This window comes from Streptomyces sp. NBC_00009 (assembly GCF_045040855.1).
Lineage (GTDB): Bacteria > Actinomycetota > Actinomycetes > Streptomycetales > Streptomycetaceae > Streptomyces > Streptomyces aureus.
Window position 1 is genome coordinate 6,538,874 of sequence record NZ_CP108312.1, and the last position, 16,855, is coordinate 6,555,728.

The following is a 16,855-nucleotide window of genomic DNA, read 5'->3' on the forward strand; positions in this document are numbered from 1 at the left end:
AAGTAGTTGGGGCAGGGTGTCCGAGGTCGGTTGCGTGAAGGTAAAGGTCGAGTCACCCTGGATGTATCTAAGCCATTAACCATTGACCACTTAGATAAGTCCTCCTAGTGTCTGCGCAACTCCTCTGTTCGCGTTGCCGCGAAAGGACCCCCCCCTCATGACGACTGTGGCCGGCAAGCCAGGTCTCGGCTCGATAGCCGCCCGGCTCGAACGACTTCCACAATCCCGATGGCACGTGAAGGTCAGATTCCTGATCGGTGCCGTCACCTTCTTCGAAGCGTTCGACCAGCTACTCTCCGCGTCGGCGCTGCCCGTCCTGATCAAGGACTGGCACCTGAGCACGGGCCAGGCGACCTTCGCCATCACCGCGGGCTCCGTGGGCATGCTCCTCGGCGCCCTGGTCGCCGGGTGGATGGGCGACCGCGTCGGCCGGGTGAGCACCGTGGCCCTCGGCGTCGCCGTCACCGCGCTCGCGAGCCTCGCGGTGGCCTTCTCGAACAACATCGAGATGTTCTCGCTCTTCCGCTTCGTGCAGGGCCTCGGCATCGGCGGCGTCGTCCCCGTGGCGGCCACGTACATCAACGAGATCGCCCGCTCCGACAAGCGCGGCCGGTTCGTCCTGCTCTACGAGATGATCTTCCCGCTCGGACTCGCCGCGGCCACCCTGGTCGCCGTATGGGTGGTGCCGACCTTCGGCTGGCGCGCCATGTTCGTGATCGGCGCTCTGCCCGTCCTGCTCGCCGTCGCCCTGCCCAAGAAGGTCGTCGAGTCGCCCCGCTGGCTGCTCTCCCAGGGCCGTACCGAAGAGGCCGAGCAGGTCATCGCCCGCATCGAGGCGGAGGTCGCGGCCGCCACCGGCGCGGAGCTGCCCGAGCCGGCCGAGGCCCCCGCCGAGGACACCGCCCGGGGCCGCCTGCGGGAGCTGTTCACCGGCCGGTACTTGCGCCGCACGACCGTGCTCTCCGCGCTCTGGTTCGTGGCGTACTACGTCAACCACGGCATCTCCACCTGGCTGCCGTCGCTCTACACCAAGCACTTCGGGCTCGACCTGACCACCGCGCTCGAGTACACGCTGCTCAGCAACGTGACAGGCCTCCTCGGCACCTTCGCCGTCGCCCTCGTCATCGACCGCGTCGGCCGGCGCCCCGCCCTCGTGGCCGCACTCCTCGGCAGCGCGCTCACCCTCGTGACGCTCGCCCTGGTCGGCGTGACGTCGGGCAGCCAGGTCGCGATCTTCGCCTCCTGCACAACGTTCTTCGTCTACGCCATCAACGCGGGCCTCTACCTCTACTCACCCGAGCTGTACCCGACACGCAACCGCGCCAAGGGTGCCGCGTTCGGTGGCCTGTGGAACCGTCTCGGCGTGATCCTGGGCCCGATCACGGTCGGCGCGATCATCGGCGGGGGCGGCAGCCTGACGCTTGTCTTCGCCCAGCTCGGTGGGGTCGCCCTGGTGGGTGCGGTGATCGCGCTCTTCGCGGTGGAGACGAAGGGCAAGACGCTGGAGGAGCTCAACTCCTGACGGGCGGAGGGGTGGACGGGCGGACGGAGGATCGGGCGGCCGTCACGCCCGCGATCTCTTCAGGGGTAGGATTTTCAGGGGCGTAGGACATCGCGTCCCACCCGGAAGCGGCCGAGGGGACGGGGATGGCTGAACGGAAGGCGGCACGGCGGGATGCCGTGGCGGAGGTCATCGAGGACTGGGCGCGTGAGCGGCCCGAGCTGGACACGACCCCGCTGGAGGTCCTCGCCCGGCTGCACCGCTCGTTCCTGCGGTACAACACCAAGCTCATCGCGTCGATAGAGCGGCACGGACTCTCCGTCGCCGGATTCGACGTGCTGACCGCGCTGCGCCGCTCCGGCGAGCCGTACCGCCTGACCGCGGGGCAGCTCGCCGACCAGGGGCTCGTCTCGTCGGCCGGGGTCACCCTGCGCATAGACCGCCTGGAGAAGGACGGCCTGATCGTCAGGGAGCGCGACGCCGACGACCGCAGGGTCGTCTACTCGCGGCTCACGGACACGGGGCTCGCCAAGGTCGACGAGGTGTTCACCGAGCACCTCGACAACGAACGCCGGATGCTCGGCGACCTCTCCCCGGTGGAGCGCCGCCAGCTCGCGCGGCTCCTGCGCAAGCTGGAGGACTCCATCCTCGAGTCGGACGCCCCGGACGAAGAGGCTTCCTAGGCTTCCTGGAACGGGGGCGCTCACTCCCACAGGGAGCTGGGCGCCTCTCTCCTGATCACCGGCGCGATCTCCTCCGCGAACCGCTGGAGCGTCTCGACCTGCTCGCCCGTCCCCTGCCCGAAGGCGTCGACGGTGACCGACTGGAGGTCGTGCCGGTACACCTCGTGGTAGCCGAGGATCTTGTCGATGATCTGCTGCGGCGAACCGATCAGCTGCGGCCCGTCCGCGATGGCGTCCTCGATCGTGCGGAACGGCGTGTTGTACCCCGCCCTGCCCTCCAGATGCGGCTTGAAGGACTGCGCGACCTTCGCCTCGTACAGCTCCTTGAAGCGCGCCACCGCCCGCTCGTGCGAGTCGGCGATGAGCAGGCCGCCCGAGCCCGCCGCGACATGCGCCCGCGCCGGATCGTGCCCGTACGCCTCGAACCGCTCCCGGTAGTGATCGATGAGCTTCGCGTAGGCCGCCCGCGGCTGGATGGCGTTGGCCGTGAACAGCGGATCACCGTGCCGGGCCGCCAGCTCGGGGGAGTTGAGCGAGGTCGCCGAGCCGTGCCAGACGCGCGGCAGTCCGTCGTACGGGCGCGGCACCGTCGTCACGTTCTTCAGGGCGGGCCTGAACTCGCCCTCCCAGTCGACGCCTTCCTCGCTCCACAGCCGCCGAAGGAGCTCGTACTTCTCCTTCTGGAGGTCCCACTGCCGCTCCTCGTCGAGCCCGAAGAGGTCGAAGTGGCCGGCCTCGGCGCCCTTGCCGATGACCAGCTCGACGCGTCCGCGCGAGAGTTGGTCGAGGGTCGCGTAGTCCTCGGCGACCCGTACCGGATCGAGGATCGCGACGACCGTCACGCCGGTCAGCAGTTTGATACGGGACGTACGGGCGGCCAGCGCGCCGAGGACCACCGTCGGGCCCGACGACAGGAACGCCCCCGCGTGCCGCTCGCCGACCGCGTACGCGTCGAAGCCGAACTCCTCCGCCGCGACACCGACGTCGACGACCTGCGTCAACCGGTCGGCGGCAGACGGGAGTTCACCGGTGAGGGGGTGCGGCGCATGGCCGATGATGGACAGGACCTGGAACTTCATGCCCCCACTCTCGCGCCCGGGCGTTGCGGGCGTATGTACGCGGCATGGCAGCGCACCGGGACAGGCGTCAGGGGCGGCTCCCCCCGTGGCAGCCGCCCCTCACGTCACATGGATCCAGAGGTACTTACTTCTTGTCGAGCACGTCCTGGACCTTGGCCCGCACGTCGTCCGTGGCCAGGCCGCGGATCGTCAGCGTGGTGCGGCGGCGCAGCACGTCGTCCGCCGTCTCGGCCCACTCGTGGTCGCGGGCGTAGGCGACCTGCGCCCAGATCTCCGGGGCGTCCGGGTGGACCCGCTCGCCGAGCTCCGGGTTCTCGTTGGCCATCCGCGCGATGTCGAAGGCCAGCGAACCATAGTGCGTGGCCAAGTGCTTGGCCGTGTCGGCCGCCATGCGCGGGCCCGGGGCCGGGTTGTCGACCAGGAGGCGGTGCGCGACGGCGCGCGGGTTGGCGACACCCGGCAGCGGCATCCGCTTCGGCAGCTCCTTGACCGGCTCGAAGTCCTCGCCGAGCGGGTGGCCCGGCAGCGACTCCAGCTTCTTCATGACCGTGCGGCCGATGTGGCGGAACGTCGTCCACTTGCCGCCGGCGACGGACAGCATCCCGCCGCGGCCTTCGGTGACGACCGTCTCGCGCTTCGCCTTGGACGTGTCGCCGGGACCGCCGGGCAGCACGCGCAGACCCGCGAACGAGTACGTGATCAGATCCCGCTTCAGCTGCTGGTCCCGTACGGAGAAGGCCGCCTCGTCCAGGATCTGCTCGGTGTCCTTCTCCGTGACCGACACGTCGCGCGGGTCACCCTCGTACTCCTCGTCGGTCGTGCCGAGGAGCAGCATGTCCTCCCACGGCAGGGCGAACGTGATGCGGTACTTGTCGATCGGCGTCGCGAGCGCGGCCTTCCACGGCGAGGTGCGCTTGAGGACGAGGTGGGCGCCCTTGGAGAGGCGTATGGAGGGGGCCGCGTTCGGGTCCTCCATGGCGCGCAGGTGGTCGACCCAGGGGCCGGTCGCGTTCAGCACGAGCCGGGCGTTCACGCCGAACTCCTCGCCGTCGACGCGGTCCTTGAGGTCCGCGCCCGTGACCCGGCCCCGGGTGAAGCGCAGACCCGTGACCTCGGCGTGGTTGAGGACCACGGCCCCGGAGTCGACGGCCGCGCGGACGGTCATCAGCGCCATGCGCGCGTCGTTCATCTGGTCGTCGCCGTACACGGCCACGGCCTTCAGGTTCTCCGTCCGCAGCTCGGGCACGTCCTGCTGTGCCTTCGCGGGGGAGAGCAGGTGCCCGACACCGTCACCGAACCCCGACAGGGCGCTGTACGCGAACACGCCCGCGCCCAGCTTCGCGGCGCCGTGCGGGCCGCCCTTGTAGACGGGCAGGTAGAAGGTGAGCGGGTTGGCGAGGTGCGGTGCCACCTGACGTGACACCGCACGCCGCTCGAAGTGGTTCTCCGCCACCAGCTTCACCGCGCCGGTCTGCAGGTAACGCAGACCGCCGTGGAGCAGCTTGGAGGAGGCGGAGGAGGTGGCGCCGGCGAAGTCACCGGCGTCCACCAGGGCCACCCGCAGTCCCGACTGCGCGGCATGCCAGGCGGTGGAGATGCCCAGGATTCCGCCGCCGATCACCAGGAGGTCGTACTGAGCCTTGGAAAGCTGCTCCCGGGTCTCGGCGCGGCTCGCTGCTTTGAACGACGCAGTCGAGCCGGCGGCCGGATGCGTCCCGAGGGCAGGGACGCTCTGCAGGGTGGTCATGTCTTACTCCTCGCCACTTTCGTCGAGCCAGCCCATGGAGCGTTCAACGGCCTTGAGCCAGCTCTTGTACTCACGGTCGCGCTTCTCCGCGGCCATGTTGGGGGTCCATTCGGCGGCCCGGCGCCAGTTGGCGCGCAGGTCGTCGGTGCTGGTCCAGAAGCCGACGGCGAGACCGGCGGCGTAGGCGGCACCGAGGCAGGTGGTCTCGGCGACCATCGGGCGCACCACGGGGGCGTCCACGAAGTCAGAGAGCGTCTGCATCAACAGGTTGTTGGAGGTCATGCCGCCGTCGACCTTGATCGCCGCGAGCTCGACGCCGGAGTCCTTCGTCATGGCGTCGGTGATCTCACGGGTCTGCCAGGCCGTGGCCTCCAGGACGGCACGCGCCAGGTGCGCCTTGGTGACGTACCGGGTCAGGCCGGCGATCACACCGCGGGCGTCGGAGCGCCAGTACGGGGCGAACAGACCGGAGAAGGCCGGCACGAAGTACGCGCCGCCGTTGTCCTCGACCGACGACGCGAGCGTCTCGATCTCGGCGGCGGTGGAGATCAGGCCCATCTGGTCGCGCATCCACTGCACCAGCGAACCGGTGACGGCGATCGAGCCCTCCAGGGCGTAGACCGCCTTCTGGTCGCCGATGCGGTAGCCGACGGTGGTCAGCAGGCCGTTGTACGAGTTGACCGGCTTGTCGCCGGTGTTCATCAGCAGGAAGGTGCCGGTGCCGTACGTCGACTTGGCCTCGCCCTCGGAGAAACAGGTCTGGCCGAACAGGGCCGCCTGCTGGTCGCCGAGCGCGGACGCGACGGGAATGCCGCCGAGGAGGTCGCCGAGAGGGCCGCCGCTGACCTCTCCGTACACCTCGGCGGAGGAGCGGATCTCCGGCAGCATGGCCAGCGGGACGCCGATGGACTCGGCGATCTTCGCGTCCCACTCCATGGTGTGGAGGTTCATGAGCATGGTGCGGGAGGCGTTGGTCACGTCGGTGACGTGGTGGCCGCCGTCGACACCACCGGTCAGGTTCCAGATGACCCAGGTGTCCATGGTGCCGAAGAGGATGTCGCCCGCTTCGGCACGCTCGCGCAGGCCCTCGACGTTGTCGAGCAGCCAGCGGGCCTTGGGGCCCGCGAAGTAGGAGGCCAGCGGGAGGCCCGTCTCGCGGCGGAAGCGGTCCTGGCCCACATTGCGCCCGAGCTCCTTGCACAGGGCGTCGGTGCGGGTGTCCTGCCAGACGATGGCGTTGTGGACGGGCTCACCCGTGTTCTTGTCCCACAGCAGCGTCGTCTCGCGCTGGTTGGTGATGCCGATGGCCTTGATGTCGTCGCGGGTGATGCCGGCCTTCGTGATGGCCCCGGCGACGACCTCCTGGACGTTGGTCCAGATCTCGGTCGCGTTGTGCTCGACCCAGCCCGGCTTCGGGAAGATCTGCTCGTGCTCCTTCTGGTCGACGGAGACGATCCGGCCGTCCTTGTCGAAGACGATGCAACGGCTGGAGGTGGTGCCCTGGTCGATCGCTGCGATGAACGGGCCCGCGGTGTGTGCGTCGGTCACGGTCTGCTCCTGGAAGTTCTCGGTGCGGCTCTGGCGGAGGGTGCGTAGCGGGTCTGTCGCCTACTTGAAGGCGACGTTGTAGAGACCGCCCGCTATGGCGCCGCCGATGAGAGGGCCGGCGACCGGGATCCAGGCGTACGTCCAGTCGGAGCCGCCCTTGTTCGGCAGGGGCAGCAGGGAGTGCACGATGCGGGGTCCGAGGTCGCGGACCGGGTTGATCGCGTAGCCGGTGGGCCCGCCGAGGGAGAGGCCGATGCCGACCACGACGAACGCGGTGACCATGGCGCCGAGGACGCCCAGGCCGTTGCCTCCGTCGTTGAGGCCCTGCGTGAGGATGGCCAGGACGAGCACGACCGTGGCGATGATCTCCGTGACGAGGTTCTGCGCCACGTTCCGGATCTCGGGGCCGGTCGAGAAGATGCCGAGCACCGGGCCGGCCTTGGGCGAGGCCTTCGGGTCGACCATTCCTTCTTCGCCGTTGCCCGCATGAGCCTCGAGGATCTTCGGGTCGGTCAGATGCGCCTGGAATTGTCCGTAGTACGTCGCCCAGACCAGCACGGCGCCGATCATCGCGCCCAGGAGCTGCGAGCCCAGGTAGAGCGGAACGTCGCTCCACTTGGTGCCGCCCTCGATGGCGAGGCCTATGGTGACCGCCGGGTTCAGGTGGGCGCCTGACACGCCCCCCGCCAGGTAGGCACCGGTCAGTACCGCGAAGCCCCACCCGAAGGTGATCGCGAGCCAGCCGGCGTTGCGCGCCTTGGAGCGCTTCAGCGTGACGGCGGCGCACACGCCACCGCCCAGCAGGATGAGCACGGCGGTACCGATGGTCTCGCCGATGAAGATGTCGGAGCTGGACACCCGCGACTCCTTTGTCCTTCGTCCAGGGGAAGCCGAACCCCGGGTCCCTCTCCGGTGGTTCGCGCCCTCAGGTGAGAGCGTTTTCGGCCCTGGCTTGCCACACTCTAACGTCTATTGCCGGTAGGTGTTCGACAATGCCGACCGATGGACGCGAGTCTCACCCCGGGGTTACTCGCTAGTCAAGGGTTCTGTTATCGAAAACTCGATCGTTATTGATCGGGTCGGGCTATCGCTTCCGTGTCTGGACTGCGCGTTCGTCGATGGTGTCCCGGAAAGGTGCGGCCTGCACGCTGAAACGGCGAAGGCCCCGCCGGGAAGCGGGGCCTTCGGTCGTACGGGGGCGCCGGCGGGGCGGCGCGAGGCGCTCAGAAGCGGCTGGCGCCAAGGTCCCGGGAGACGGCGCGGGCGCAGTCCCGCACGGCGGCGACGAGCTCGGGGCGCAGTTCCCCGTCGACGCACACGCGCTCCACGGCGCCGGTTATGCCGACCGCGCCGACCGGCATGCGCCGCCGGTCGTGGATCGGGGCCGCGACCGAGGCGACGCCCTCCCAGGTCTCCTCGACGTCGTCCGCGTACCCGCGCGCGCGGGTCAGGTCCAGAAGGGTCTCGAACTCCGCCATGTCGCTCACGGTCCGTCCGGTGAACGCCTTGCGTTCCACCTCGACCACCTCGCTGTGCGCCACCGGGTCGTACGCCGACAGGACCTTGCCGAGCGCCGTGGAGTGCAGCGGCTGCATCGCCCCGACCTCCAGGACCTGACGGCTGTCGTCGGGCCGGAAGACGTGGTGCACGATCAGTACGCCCTGCTGGTGCAGGACGCCGAGATAGACGCTCTCGCCGCTGGAGCGCGCCAGGTCGTCCGTCCACACCAGCGCGCGCGCCCGCAGCTCGTGCACGTCGAGATAGCTGTTGCCGAGGCGCAGCAGCTCCGCGCCCAGCTGGTAGCGGCCCGACGCGGCGTCCTGCTCGACGAAGCCCTCGTGCTGCAACGTACGCAGAATGCCGTGCGCCGTGCCCTTGGCCAGGCCCAGCGACGAGGCGATGTCCGAGAGGCCGAGCCGGCGCTCACCGCCCGCAAGGAGCCGCAACATGGCGGCTGCCCGCTCGAGTGACTGGATGTTCCGTGCCATCCCAGCCCTTCCTCCCTCGATCCTCTCGCCGAGCAACGTTCGACAATGCTGAACACTATCGGTCGTTGCCGACCTCGTGCGAATACGCGAGGAGCCTATATTTCGCCCCGTTTGGCTCGACGCCCCGGTTCGGAACGCACCCGCACGCACCCGCACCCCGCGCCCCACGGCCGTTCCGGCCAGTGGACGCCTCCGCGGAGAAACCACCGGCCCGGCTACCCTGACCGGGTGCGCCTCCTCCATGGGAGCCGCAAAGCCGACAGCCGTCGCACCTCAGGGAGCACTTTCATGGCCTCGTTGCCAACCCCCGTCCCGTCCACCGACCCCGCCGGCCGCACCCGAGCCGACGCCCTCCGTGAGGCCCTGGCCACCCGTGTGGTCGTGGCCGACGGCGCGATGGGCACGATGCTCCAGGCGCAGGACCCCACCCTCGAGGACTTCGAGAACCTCGAGGGCTGCAACGAGATCCTGAACGTCACCCGCCCCGACATCGTCCGCTCGGTCCACGAGGAGTACTTCGCGGTCGGCGTCGACTGCGTCGAGACGAACACGTTCGGCGCGAACCTCGCGGCCCTGGGGGAGTACGACATCCCCGAACGCGTCTTCGAGCTCTCCGAGGCCGGCGCGCGCATCGCCCGCGAGGTCGCCGACGAGTTCACCACGAGCACCGGACAGCAGCGCTGGGTCCTCGGCTCCATGGGCCCCGGCACCAAGCTGCCCACCCTCGGCCACGCCGCGTACACCGCGCTGCGCGACGCCTACCAGCAGAACGCCGAGGGCATGATCGCCGGCGGTGCCGACGCGCTGCTCGTCGAGACGACGCAGGACCTGCTCCAGACCAAGGCCTCGATCATCGGCGCCCGCCGCGCCCTCGACGCCACCGGTACGAACCTCCCGCTGATCTGCTCGGTCACGGTCGAGACCACCGGCACGATGCTCCTCGGCTCCGAGATCGGCGCGGCACTGACCGCCCTGGAGCCCCTCGGTATCGACATGATCGGCCTGAACTGCGCCACCGGCCCGGCCGAGATGAGCGAGCACCTGCGCTACCTCGCCCGCCACTCCCGTATCCCGCTGTCCTGCATGCCCAACGCCGGCCTGCCCGTCCTCGGCAAGAACGGCGCGCACTACCCGCTGACCGCCCCCGAGCTGGCCGACGCCCAGGAGACGTTCGTCCGTGAGTACGGGCTCTCCCTCGTCGGCGGCTGTTGCGGCACCACCCCCGAGCACCTGCGCCAGGTCGTCGAGCGCGTCCGCGGCCTCACCCCCACCGTCCGCGAGCCGCGCCCCGAGCCGGGCGCCGCCTCGCTCTACCAGACGGTCCCGTTCCGCCAGGACATCTCGTATATGGCGATCGGCGAGCGCACGAACGCCAACGGCTCCAAGAAGTTCCGCGAGGCCATGCTGGACGGCCGCTGGGACGACTGCGTCGAGATGGCCCGCGACCAGATCCGCGAGGGCGCGCACATGCTCGACCTCTGCGTCGACTACGTGGGCCGTGACGGCGTCGCCGACATGGAGGAGCTGGCCGGCCGCTTCGCCACCGCCTCCACCCTGCCGATCGTCCTGGACTCCACCGAGGTCGAGGTCCTGCGGGCCGGCCTGGAGAAGCTCGGCGGCCGTGCGGTCATCAACTCCGTCAACTACGAGGACGGCGACGGCCCCGAGTCCCGCTTCGCGAAGGTCACCCGCCTCGCGCAGGAGCACGGCGCCGCTCTGATCGCGCTGACCATCGACGAGGAGGGCCAGGCCCGCACCGTCGAGCACAAGGTCGCCATCGCCGAGCGCCTCATCGACGACCTGACCGGCAACTGGGGCATCCATGAGTCGGACATCCTCATCGACTGCCTCACCTTCACCATCTGCACCGGCCAGGAGGAGTCGCGCAAGGACGGCATCGCCACCATCGAGGCGATCCGTGAGCTGAAGCGCCGTCACCCCGACGTGCAGACCACGCTCGGCCTGTCGAACATCTCCTTCGGCCTCAACCCGGCCGCCCGCATCCTCCTCAACTCGGTCTTCCTCGACGAGTGCGTGAAGGCGGGCCTCGACTCGGCGATCGTGCACGCGTCGAAGATCCTGCCGATCGCCCGGTTCAGCGAGGAGGAGGTGCAGACGGCTCTCGACCTGATCCACGACCGTCGCGCCGAGGGCTACGACCCGCTGCAGAAGCTGATGGCGCTGTTCGAGGGCGCCACCGCGAAGTCCCTCAAGGCGGGCAAGGCCGAGGAACTGGCCGCGCTGCCCCTGGACGAGCGCCTCAAGCGCCGCATCATCGACGGCGAGAAGAACGGCCTGGAGGCCGACCTCGACGAGGCGCTGCAGACCCGCCCCGCCCTCGAAATCGTCAACGAGACGCTCCTGGACGGCATGAAGGTCGTCGGTGAACTCTTCGGCTCCGGCCAGATGCAGCTGCCGTTCGTCCTCCAGTCCGCCGAGGTCATGAAGAACGCGGTGGCCTATCTGGAGCCGCACATGGAGAAGTCCGACGCCGAGGGCAAGGGCACCATCGTCCTGGCCACCGTGCGCGGCGACGTCCACGACATCGGCAAGAACCTCGTCGACATCATCCTGTCGAACAACGGCTACAACGTCGTCAACCTCGGCATCAAGCAGCCCGTCTCCGCGATCCTGGAAGCTGCCGAGGAGCACAAGGCCGACGTCATCGGCATGTCCGGACTCCTCGTCAAGTCCACGGTGATCATGAAGGAGAACCTGGAGGAGCTCAACCAGCGCAAGATGGCGGCCGACTTCCCGGTGATCCTGGGCGGCGCCGCGCTGACGAGGGCCTACGTCGAGCAGGACCTCCACGAGATCTACGAGGGCGAAGTCCGTTACGCACGAGACGCGTTCGAGGGCCTGCGCCTCATGGACGCGCTCATCGCCGTCAAGCGGGGCGTCCCCGGTGCCACCCTCCCCGAGCTCAAGCAGCGCCGGGTCAAGGCGGGCGCCGTACAGATCGAGGAGCGGCCCGACGAGGAGCCGGCGCGCTCCGACACGTCCACCGACAACCCGGTCCCCGAGCCCCCCTTCTGGGGCACCCGTGTCATCAAGGGCATCCAGCTCAAGGAGTACGCGTCCTGGCTGGACGAGGGCGCCCTGTTCAAGGGCCAGTGGGGCCTCAAGCAGGCGCGCACCGGCGACGGGCCCACGTACGAGGAGCTGGTGGAGACCGAGGGCCGCCCGCGGCTGCGCGGCTGGCTGGACGAGCTGCACACCAAGAACCTCCTGGAAGCGGCCGTCGTCTACGGCTACTTCCCGTGCGTGTCCAAGGGCGAGGACCTGATCATCCTCGACGACCAGGGCAACGAGCGCACCCGCTTCACATTCCCGCGCCAGCGCCGCGGCCGCCGGCTGTGCCTCGCGGACTTCTTCCGTCCCGAGGAGTCGGGCGAGACCGACGTCGTCGGCCTCCAGGTCGTCACCGTCGGCTCCCGGATCGGCGAGGAGACCGCCAAGCTCTTCGAGTCGAACTCGTACCGCGACTACCTCGAACTGCACGGCCTGTCCGTCCAGTTGGCCGAGGCGCTCGCCGAGTACTGGCACGCACGCGTCCGTTCGGAGCTGGGCTTCTCCGGCGAGGACCCCGCCGAGATGGAGGACATGTTCGCGCTCAAGTACCGCGGCGCCCGCTTCTCGCTCGGCTACGGAGCGTGCCCGGACCTCGAGGACCGGGCCAAGATTGCTCAGCTCCTGGAGCCCGAGCGCATCGGCGTCCACCTCTCCGAGGAGTTCCAGCTCCACCCCGAGCAGTCCACGGACGCGATCGTCATCCACCACCCCGAGGCGAAGTACTTCAACGCGCGCTAGCGCGGTGCGGAGGCCGCCCGTGAGTCGCCAACGCGCGCGCTGATCCGCACAAGTCGTACACTGGTCGGTCCAGTGCAGGCCGGCTGCCTTCCTGTCAAAAGGAGGCAGTCGGCCTTCTCGTCCCTCACGGAGGTGTGCCCGGATGACCAGTACGGTCCCCGCTCTCGGTACCCGAACGGCCGAAGGCTCCGCCCTGCAGGCCGTGCTCCTCGACATGGACGGCACTCTGGTGGACACCGAAGGCTTCTGGTGGGACGCCGAGGTCGCCGTCTTCGGCTCGCTGGGGCACGCGCTCGACGAGGCGTGGCGCGAAGTCGTCGTCGGCGGCCCGATGACCCGCAGTGCCGGCTTCCTTATCGAGGCGACCGGCGCGGACATCACGCTCCCCGAGCTGACCGTGCTGCTCAACGACGGCTTCGAGGAGCGCATCAGCAGCGCCCTGCCGCTCATGCCGGGCGCCGCGCGGCTCCTTGCCGAACTCGCCGCCCACGAGGTGCCCACGGCCCTCGTGTCCGCCTCGCACCGGCGCATCATCGACCGGGTCCTGACCTCGCTCGGACCCGAGTTTTTCGCGCTCACGGTCGCAGGTGACGAGGTCGAGCGGACGAAGCCGTACCCCGACCCGTATCTGCTCGCCGCCGCGGGACTGGGTGCGGATCCGGCCAGATGCGCCGTCATCGAGGACACCGCCACGGGTGTCGCCGCCGCCGAGGCGGCCGGCTGCCACGTCGTCGCCGTACCCTCCGTGGCCCCCATCGCACCCGCCTACCGGCGCACCGTCGTCCCCTCGCTCGAACACGTCAACCTCCCTTTTCTACATGGCCTGATGGGCTACTGAACCTTCGGTAACAGCGCTCGTGCGTGGCCGAAATGCTGCGCCCATCAACCCAGTTGAGCATGTGACGTTTCCCACTCGATGCGGGGTCGACAGGTATACGGACCTGTGCTGCGACCCCACCCCCCGCCCCACCCCGAGTGACCTTGTGTCCCGATTGGTCGGACCCTGAGCCGAAGCGACCCCTGTGGGGTTATCGGTGTGTCCACGCCCGGTTTCGCAGCGTGATGAAGCCGTGGCTCCGGCCCCTTCGGGACGCTTCGCCGTGCGCATTAATGTCGTGGCGAGAACATCGCCGTAACCCCTCGTGTCCCGTCGACACCACCCCCGTTGCCGGGCCCACGGGATCGACAGCTCTGGAGAACTTCGAGCATGAACCGCAAGACTTTGGTGTTGCCGGCCGTCATCGGCCTGCTCGCGCCTGTGCTCGCCGCCTGCGGCGGGTCCGACAGCGGGGGCAAGGACGGCAACCCGATCGCCGTCGGTACCACCGACCGGTTCGTTGCCTCGAAGGCGGTCCCGGCCCCGTTCGACCCCGCGTACGCCTACGACGCGGGTTCCTGGAACGTGCTGCGCCAGACCATCCAGACCCTGATGGCCATGCCGCGCGGCGGCGGCGAGCCGGTGCCCGAGGCCGCCCAGACCTGCGGCTTCACCGACACCGGCAACGAGCGCTTCTCCTGCACCCTGCGCAAGGGTCTCGCGTTCGCCGACGGCACCCCCGTCACCGCCTCGGACGTGAAGTTCTCCATCGACCGTGTGCTCCATATCAAGAGCGACAGCGGTTCCTCCGCGCTGCTCTCCAGCGTCGACACGATCGAGACCAAGGGCCGTAGCGAGGTCATCTTCCACCTGAAGAGCCCCGACGCCACCTTCCCGTACAAGCTGGCCACACCCACCGCCGGCATCGTCAACCCCGACGACTACACGAAGGGGAAGCTGCGGGGCGGCTTCGCGGTCGACGGCTCCGGCCCGTACACCCTTGACGCCAAGGTCAAGAACAACACCCTCGTCAAGGCCGTCTTCACCAAGAACCCCCACTACAAGGGGCAGTTGAAGCCGAAGAACGACAAGGTGGAGCTGGTCTCCTTCGCCGACGCCGACGCCATGGGCAAGGCCCTTGAAAAGGGCGACGTCGACATGATGACGCGCACCATGTCGCCGGAGCAGATCAAGCAGCTCTCGGACAACCCGAGCAAGAACATCAACCTGGTCGAGATGCCGGGCATGGAGATCCGTTACCTCGGGTTCGACACCAGCGCCCCGGTGGTCAAGAGCAAGGCCGTCCGCCAGGCCATGGCGCAGGTCGTCGACCGCGGCCAGCTCACGGCCGACGTCTACGGCACCTCCGCCGAGCCGCTCTACTCGCTCGTGCCCGCCGGCATCACCGGCCACACGAACTCGTTCTTCAACAGGTACAGCGAGCCGAGCGTCTCCAAGGCCGCCTCGATCCTGTCCCGGGCCGACATCACCACGCCGGTGAAGCTGACCCTGCACTACACGACCGACCACTACGGTTCGGCCACCAAGAAGGAGTTCGAGGTGCTCAAGAAGCAGCTCAACTCCAGCGGCCTGTTCGACGTCGACATCAAGGGCGACGCCTGGGACACGTTCCGCGCCTCCGAGCTCAAGGGCAAGTACGACGTCTACGGACTCGGCTGGTTCCCCGACTTCCCCGACGCCGACAACTTCATCGCGCCGTTCCTCGACAAGGACAACTTCCTCGCGTCCCCGTACGCGAACAGCACGATCCGGGACCAGCTCATCCCCGAGTCCCGTCGTGAGGCCGACCGGCTGACCGCCTCCAAGAGCCTCACGAGCATCCAGAACATCGTCGCCGACGACGTGCCGGTCCTCCCGCTCTGGCAGGGCAAGCAGTACGTCGCCGCCCGCGACGACATCACCGGAGTCGAGTGGGCGCTGAGCTCCTCCTCGATCCTTCAACTCTGGGAGCTCGGCCGCGGCGTGAGCGGCTGATCCCCGCGCGAGCCGGCCTCCCCCTCCAGGGCGGCCGGCTCGCCCGATTTCCGCACCACTGACGACAAGGCACGTACGTGAGAATGCGCAACCAGTGGCTGGTCCTGCCCCTCGGGACGGGACTCACCGCGGCCCTGCTGGCCGGCTGCGGCACCGACCAGGGCGATGCCGCCGGGCAGGGCGGGGCCGTGGTCATGGGAATGTCCGACGACATCCAGGCCACCGATCCGGCGTCCGGCTACGACCCGGGGTCGTGGCTGCTGTTCAACAACGTGTTCCAGTCGCTCCTGAGCTTCCCCAAGGGCAGCACGGAGCCGGAACCCGAAGCCGCCAAGGAGTGCTCCTTCACGGACACCGGCACCCGCGTCTACTCCTGCACGCTGCGCGACGGGCTCAAGTTCAGCAACGGCCACAAGCTCACCTCGAAGGACGTCAAGTTCTCCTTCGACCGCATGATGACCATCAACGACGACGCCGGCCCGGCGATCATGTTCCCCATGCTCGACAAGGTCGAGACGCCCGACGCGAAAACCGTCGTCTTCAAGCTGAAGCACGCGGACGCCACCTTCCCCAGCAAGATCGCGTCCGGCGCCGGATCCATCGTCGACCACACCGCGTACTCCATGAACAGCCTGCGCACGGACGGCGCGGCCGTCGGCTCCGGCCCCTACAAGCTGGACTCCTTCGACAAGAAGCAGGCGGTCTTCTCGGTCAACGCGGGCTACAAGGGCACCGCCAGGGTCCAGAACTCCGGCATGACCATCAAGTTCTTCCACGGCGACCAGGCGGGCCTGAAGAAGGCCCTCGTCGGCGGCAAGATCGACCTCGCCTACCGCGGACTCGCCGCCAAGGACATCGCCGGCATCGAGAACTCCACCTCGACGAGCTCGGGCATGGAGGTCGTCGAGGGCACCAGCGCCGAGGTCCAGCACCTGGTCTTCAACATGAAGGACCCGGTCGCGGGACGCCTGTCCGTACGCAAGGCCATGGCGTACCTCCTCGACCGCGACGCCCTGGTCGACGAGGTCTACCAGGACACCGCCACCCCGCTGTACTCGATCATCCCGGCGGGCATCAGCGGCCACAACACGGCCTTCTTCGACACCTACGGCGCTCACCCCACGCCCGCGAAGGCCCGCGCCGCGCTGCGCGCCGACGGCATCACCGGCAAGGTGAAGATCACCCTCTGGTCGACGCCCTCGCGCTACGGCCCCGCCACCGACCAGGAACTGGCGGCCATCGCCAAGCAGCTCAACGCGAGCGGCCTGTTCGACGCCGACATGAAGTCCATCGAGTTCGGCCAGTACGAGAAGGACATCAAGACCGGCAAGTACGGCGTGTACGTGAAGGGCTGGGTCCCGGACTACCCGGACCCCGACAACTTCACCCAGCCGTTCTTCGGCGCCGGCAACGTGCTCGGGAACAACTACACCAACAGCACCATCACCGGGAAGATCATCCCGGAGACCGGGGCACAGAGCGACCGCGCCTCCACCGACCGGGACTTCGAGCAGCTCCAGAACATCGTCGCCGACGAGCTGCCGGTCCTGCCCGTCTGGCAGGCCAAGCAGTACGCCGTCGTCCGCGACAGCGTCTACGGCCTGGAGTCCTGCCTCGACGCGTCGACCGTGTTCCGCTTCTGGGAGATCAGCAAGGGCACCGCGTAACCAACAGGCCGGTGGCCGCC

General features: G+C 68.8%; 11 protein-coding genes. 6 read left to right on the forward strand and 5 right to left on the reverse strand.

Features of this window, described 5'->3' with window-relative positions; all coding sequences use genetic code 11:
- Positions 1-157 precede the first annotated feature (157 nt).
- Together OHA58_RS29555 and OHA58_RS29560 are read left to right on the forward strand one after the other, a co-directional pair.
- Positions 158-1,522: an MFS transporter gene (locus OHA58_RS29555; protein WP_405482565.1), complete on the forward strand. Its 1,365-nt coding sequence runs from the start codon at positions 158-160 to the stop codon at positions 1,520-1,522.
- A 125-nt stretch (positions 1,523-1,647) separates the two neighbouring features.
- Complete coding sequence (locus OHA58_RS29560; RefSeq protein WP_405482567.1) at positions 1,648-2,184, forward strand: MarR family winged helix-turn-helix transcriptional regulator; 537 nt, start codon at positions 1,648-1,650, stop codon at positions 2,182-2,184.
- A 20-nt stretch (positions 2,185-2,204) separates the two neighbouring features.
- Here OHA58_RS29560 and OHA58_RS29565 read toward each other — a convergent pair whose 3' ends face one another.
- From OHA58_RS29565 to OHA58_RS29585, 5 genes are all read right to left on the reverse strand, one after another.
- Positions 2,205-3,263, reverse strand: a complete 1,059-nt coding sequence (locus tag OHA58_RS29565) for an LLM class flavin-dependent oxidoreductase (RefSeq protein ID WP_405482568.1) — start codon at positions 3,261-3,263, stop codon at positions 2,205-2,207.
- 124 nt (positions 3,264-3,387) lie between these two features.
- Complete coding sequence (locus OHA58_RS29570) at positions 3,388-5,010, reverse strand: FAD-dependent oxidoreductase (protein ID WP_405482569.1); 1,623 nt, start codon at positions 5,008-5,010, stop codon at positions 3,388-3,390.
- Positions 5,011-5,013: 3 nt separating this feature from the next.
- Positions 5,014-6,558, reverse strand: a complete 1,545-nt coding sequence (gene glpK / locus OHA58_RS29575; RefSeq protein WP_405482570.1) for a glycerol kinase GlpK — start codon at positions 6,556-6,558, stop codon at positions 5,014-5,016.
- 60 nt (positions 6,559-6,618) lie between these two features.
- On the reverse strand, positions 6,619-7,416 hold the full coding sequence (locus tag OHA58_RS29580) for an MIP/aquaporin family protein (RefSeq protein WP_405482571.1): 798 nt from the start codon (positions 7,414-7,416) through the stop codon (positions 6,619-6,621).
- Between the two features lie 365 nt (positions 7,417-7,781).
- Positions 7,782-8,546: an IclR family transcriptional regulator gene (locus OHA58_RS29585; protein WP_405482572.1), complete on the reverse strand. Its 765-nt coding sequence runs from the start codon at positions 8,544-8,546 to the stop codon at positions 7,782-7,784.
- 288 nt (positions 8,547-8,834) lie between these two features.
- Between OHA58_RS29585 and metH the strand changes: the two genes are divergently transcribed.
- The 4 genes from metH to OHA58_RS29605 all read left to right on the forward strand — a co-directional run bounded on the left by metH (position 8,835) and on the right by OHA58_RS29605 (position 16,835).
- Complete coding sequence (gene metH, locus OHA58_RS29590; RefSeq protein ID WP_405482573.1) at positions 8,835-12,356, forward strand: methionine synthase; 3,522 nt, start codon at positions 8,835-8,837, stop codon at positions 12,354-12,356.
- 142 nt (positions 12,357-12,498) lie between these two features.
- Complete coding sequence (locus OHA58_RS29595; RefSeq protein ID WP_405482574.1) at positions 12,499-13,194, forward strand: HAD family hydrolase; 696 nt, start codon at positions 12,499-12,501, stop codon at positions 13,192-13,194.
- A 369-nt stretch (positions 13,195-13,563) separates the two neighbouring features.
- Positions 13,564-15,168, forward strand: coding sequence for an ABC transporter substrate-binding protein (locus OHA58_RS29600; RefSeq protein ID WP_405482575.1), 1,605 nt, complete (start codon positions 13,564-13,566; stop codon positions 15,166-15,168).
- A 77-nt stretch (positions 15,169-15,245) separates the two neighbouring features.
- Positions 15,246-16,835 carry an ABC transporter substrate-binding protein gene (locus OHA58_RS29605; protein WP_405482576.1) on the forward strand — a complete coding sequence of 530 codons (1,590 nt, stop codon included), beginning with the start codon at positions 15,246-15,248 and terminating at the stop codon, positions 16,833-16,835.
- Positions 16,836-16,855: the final 20 nt, after the last annotated feature.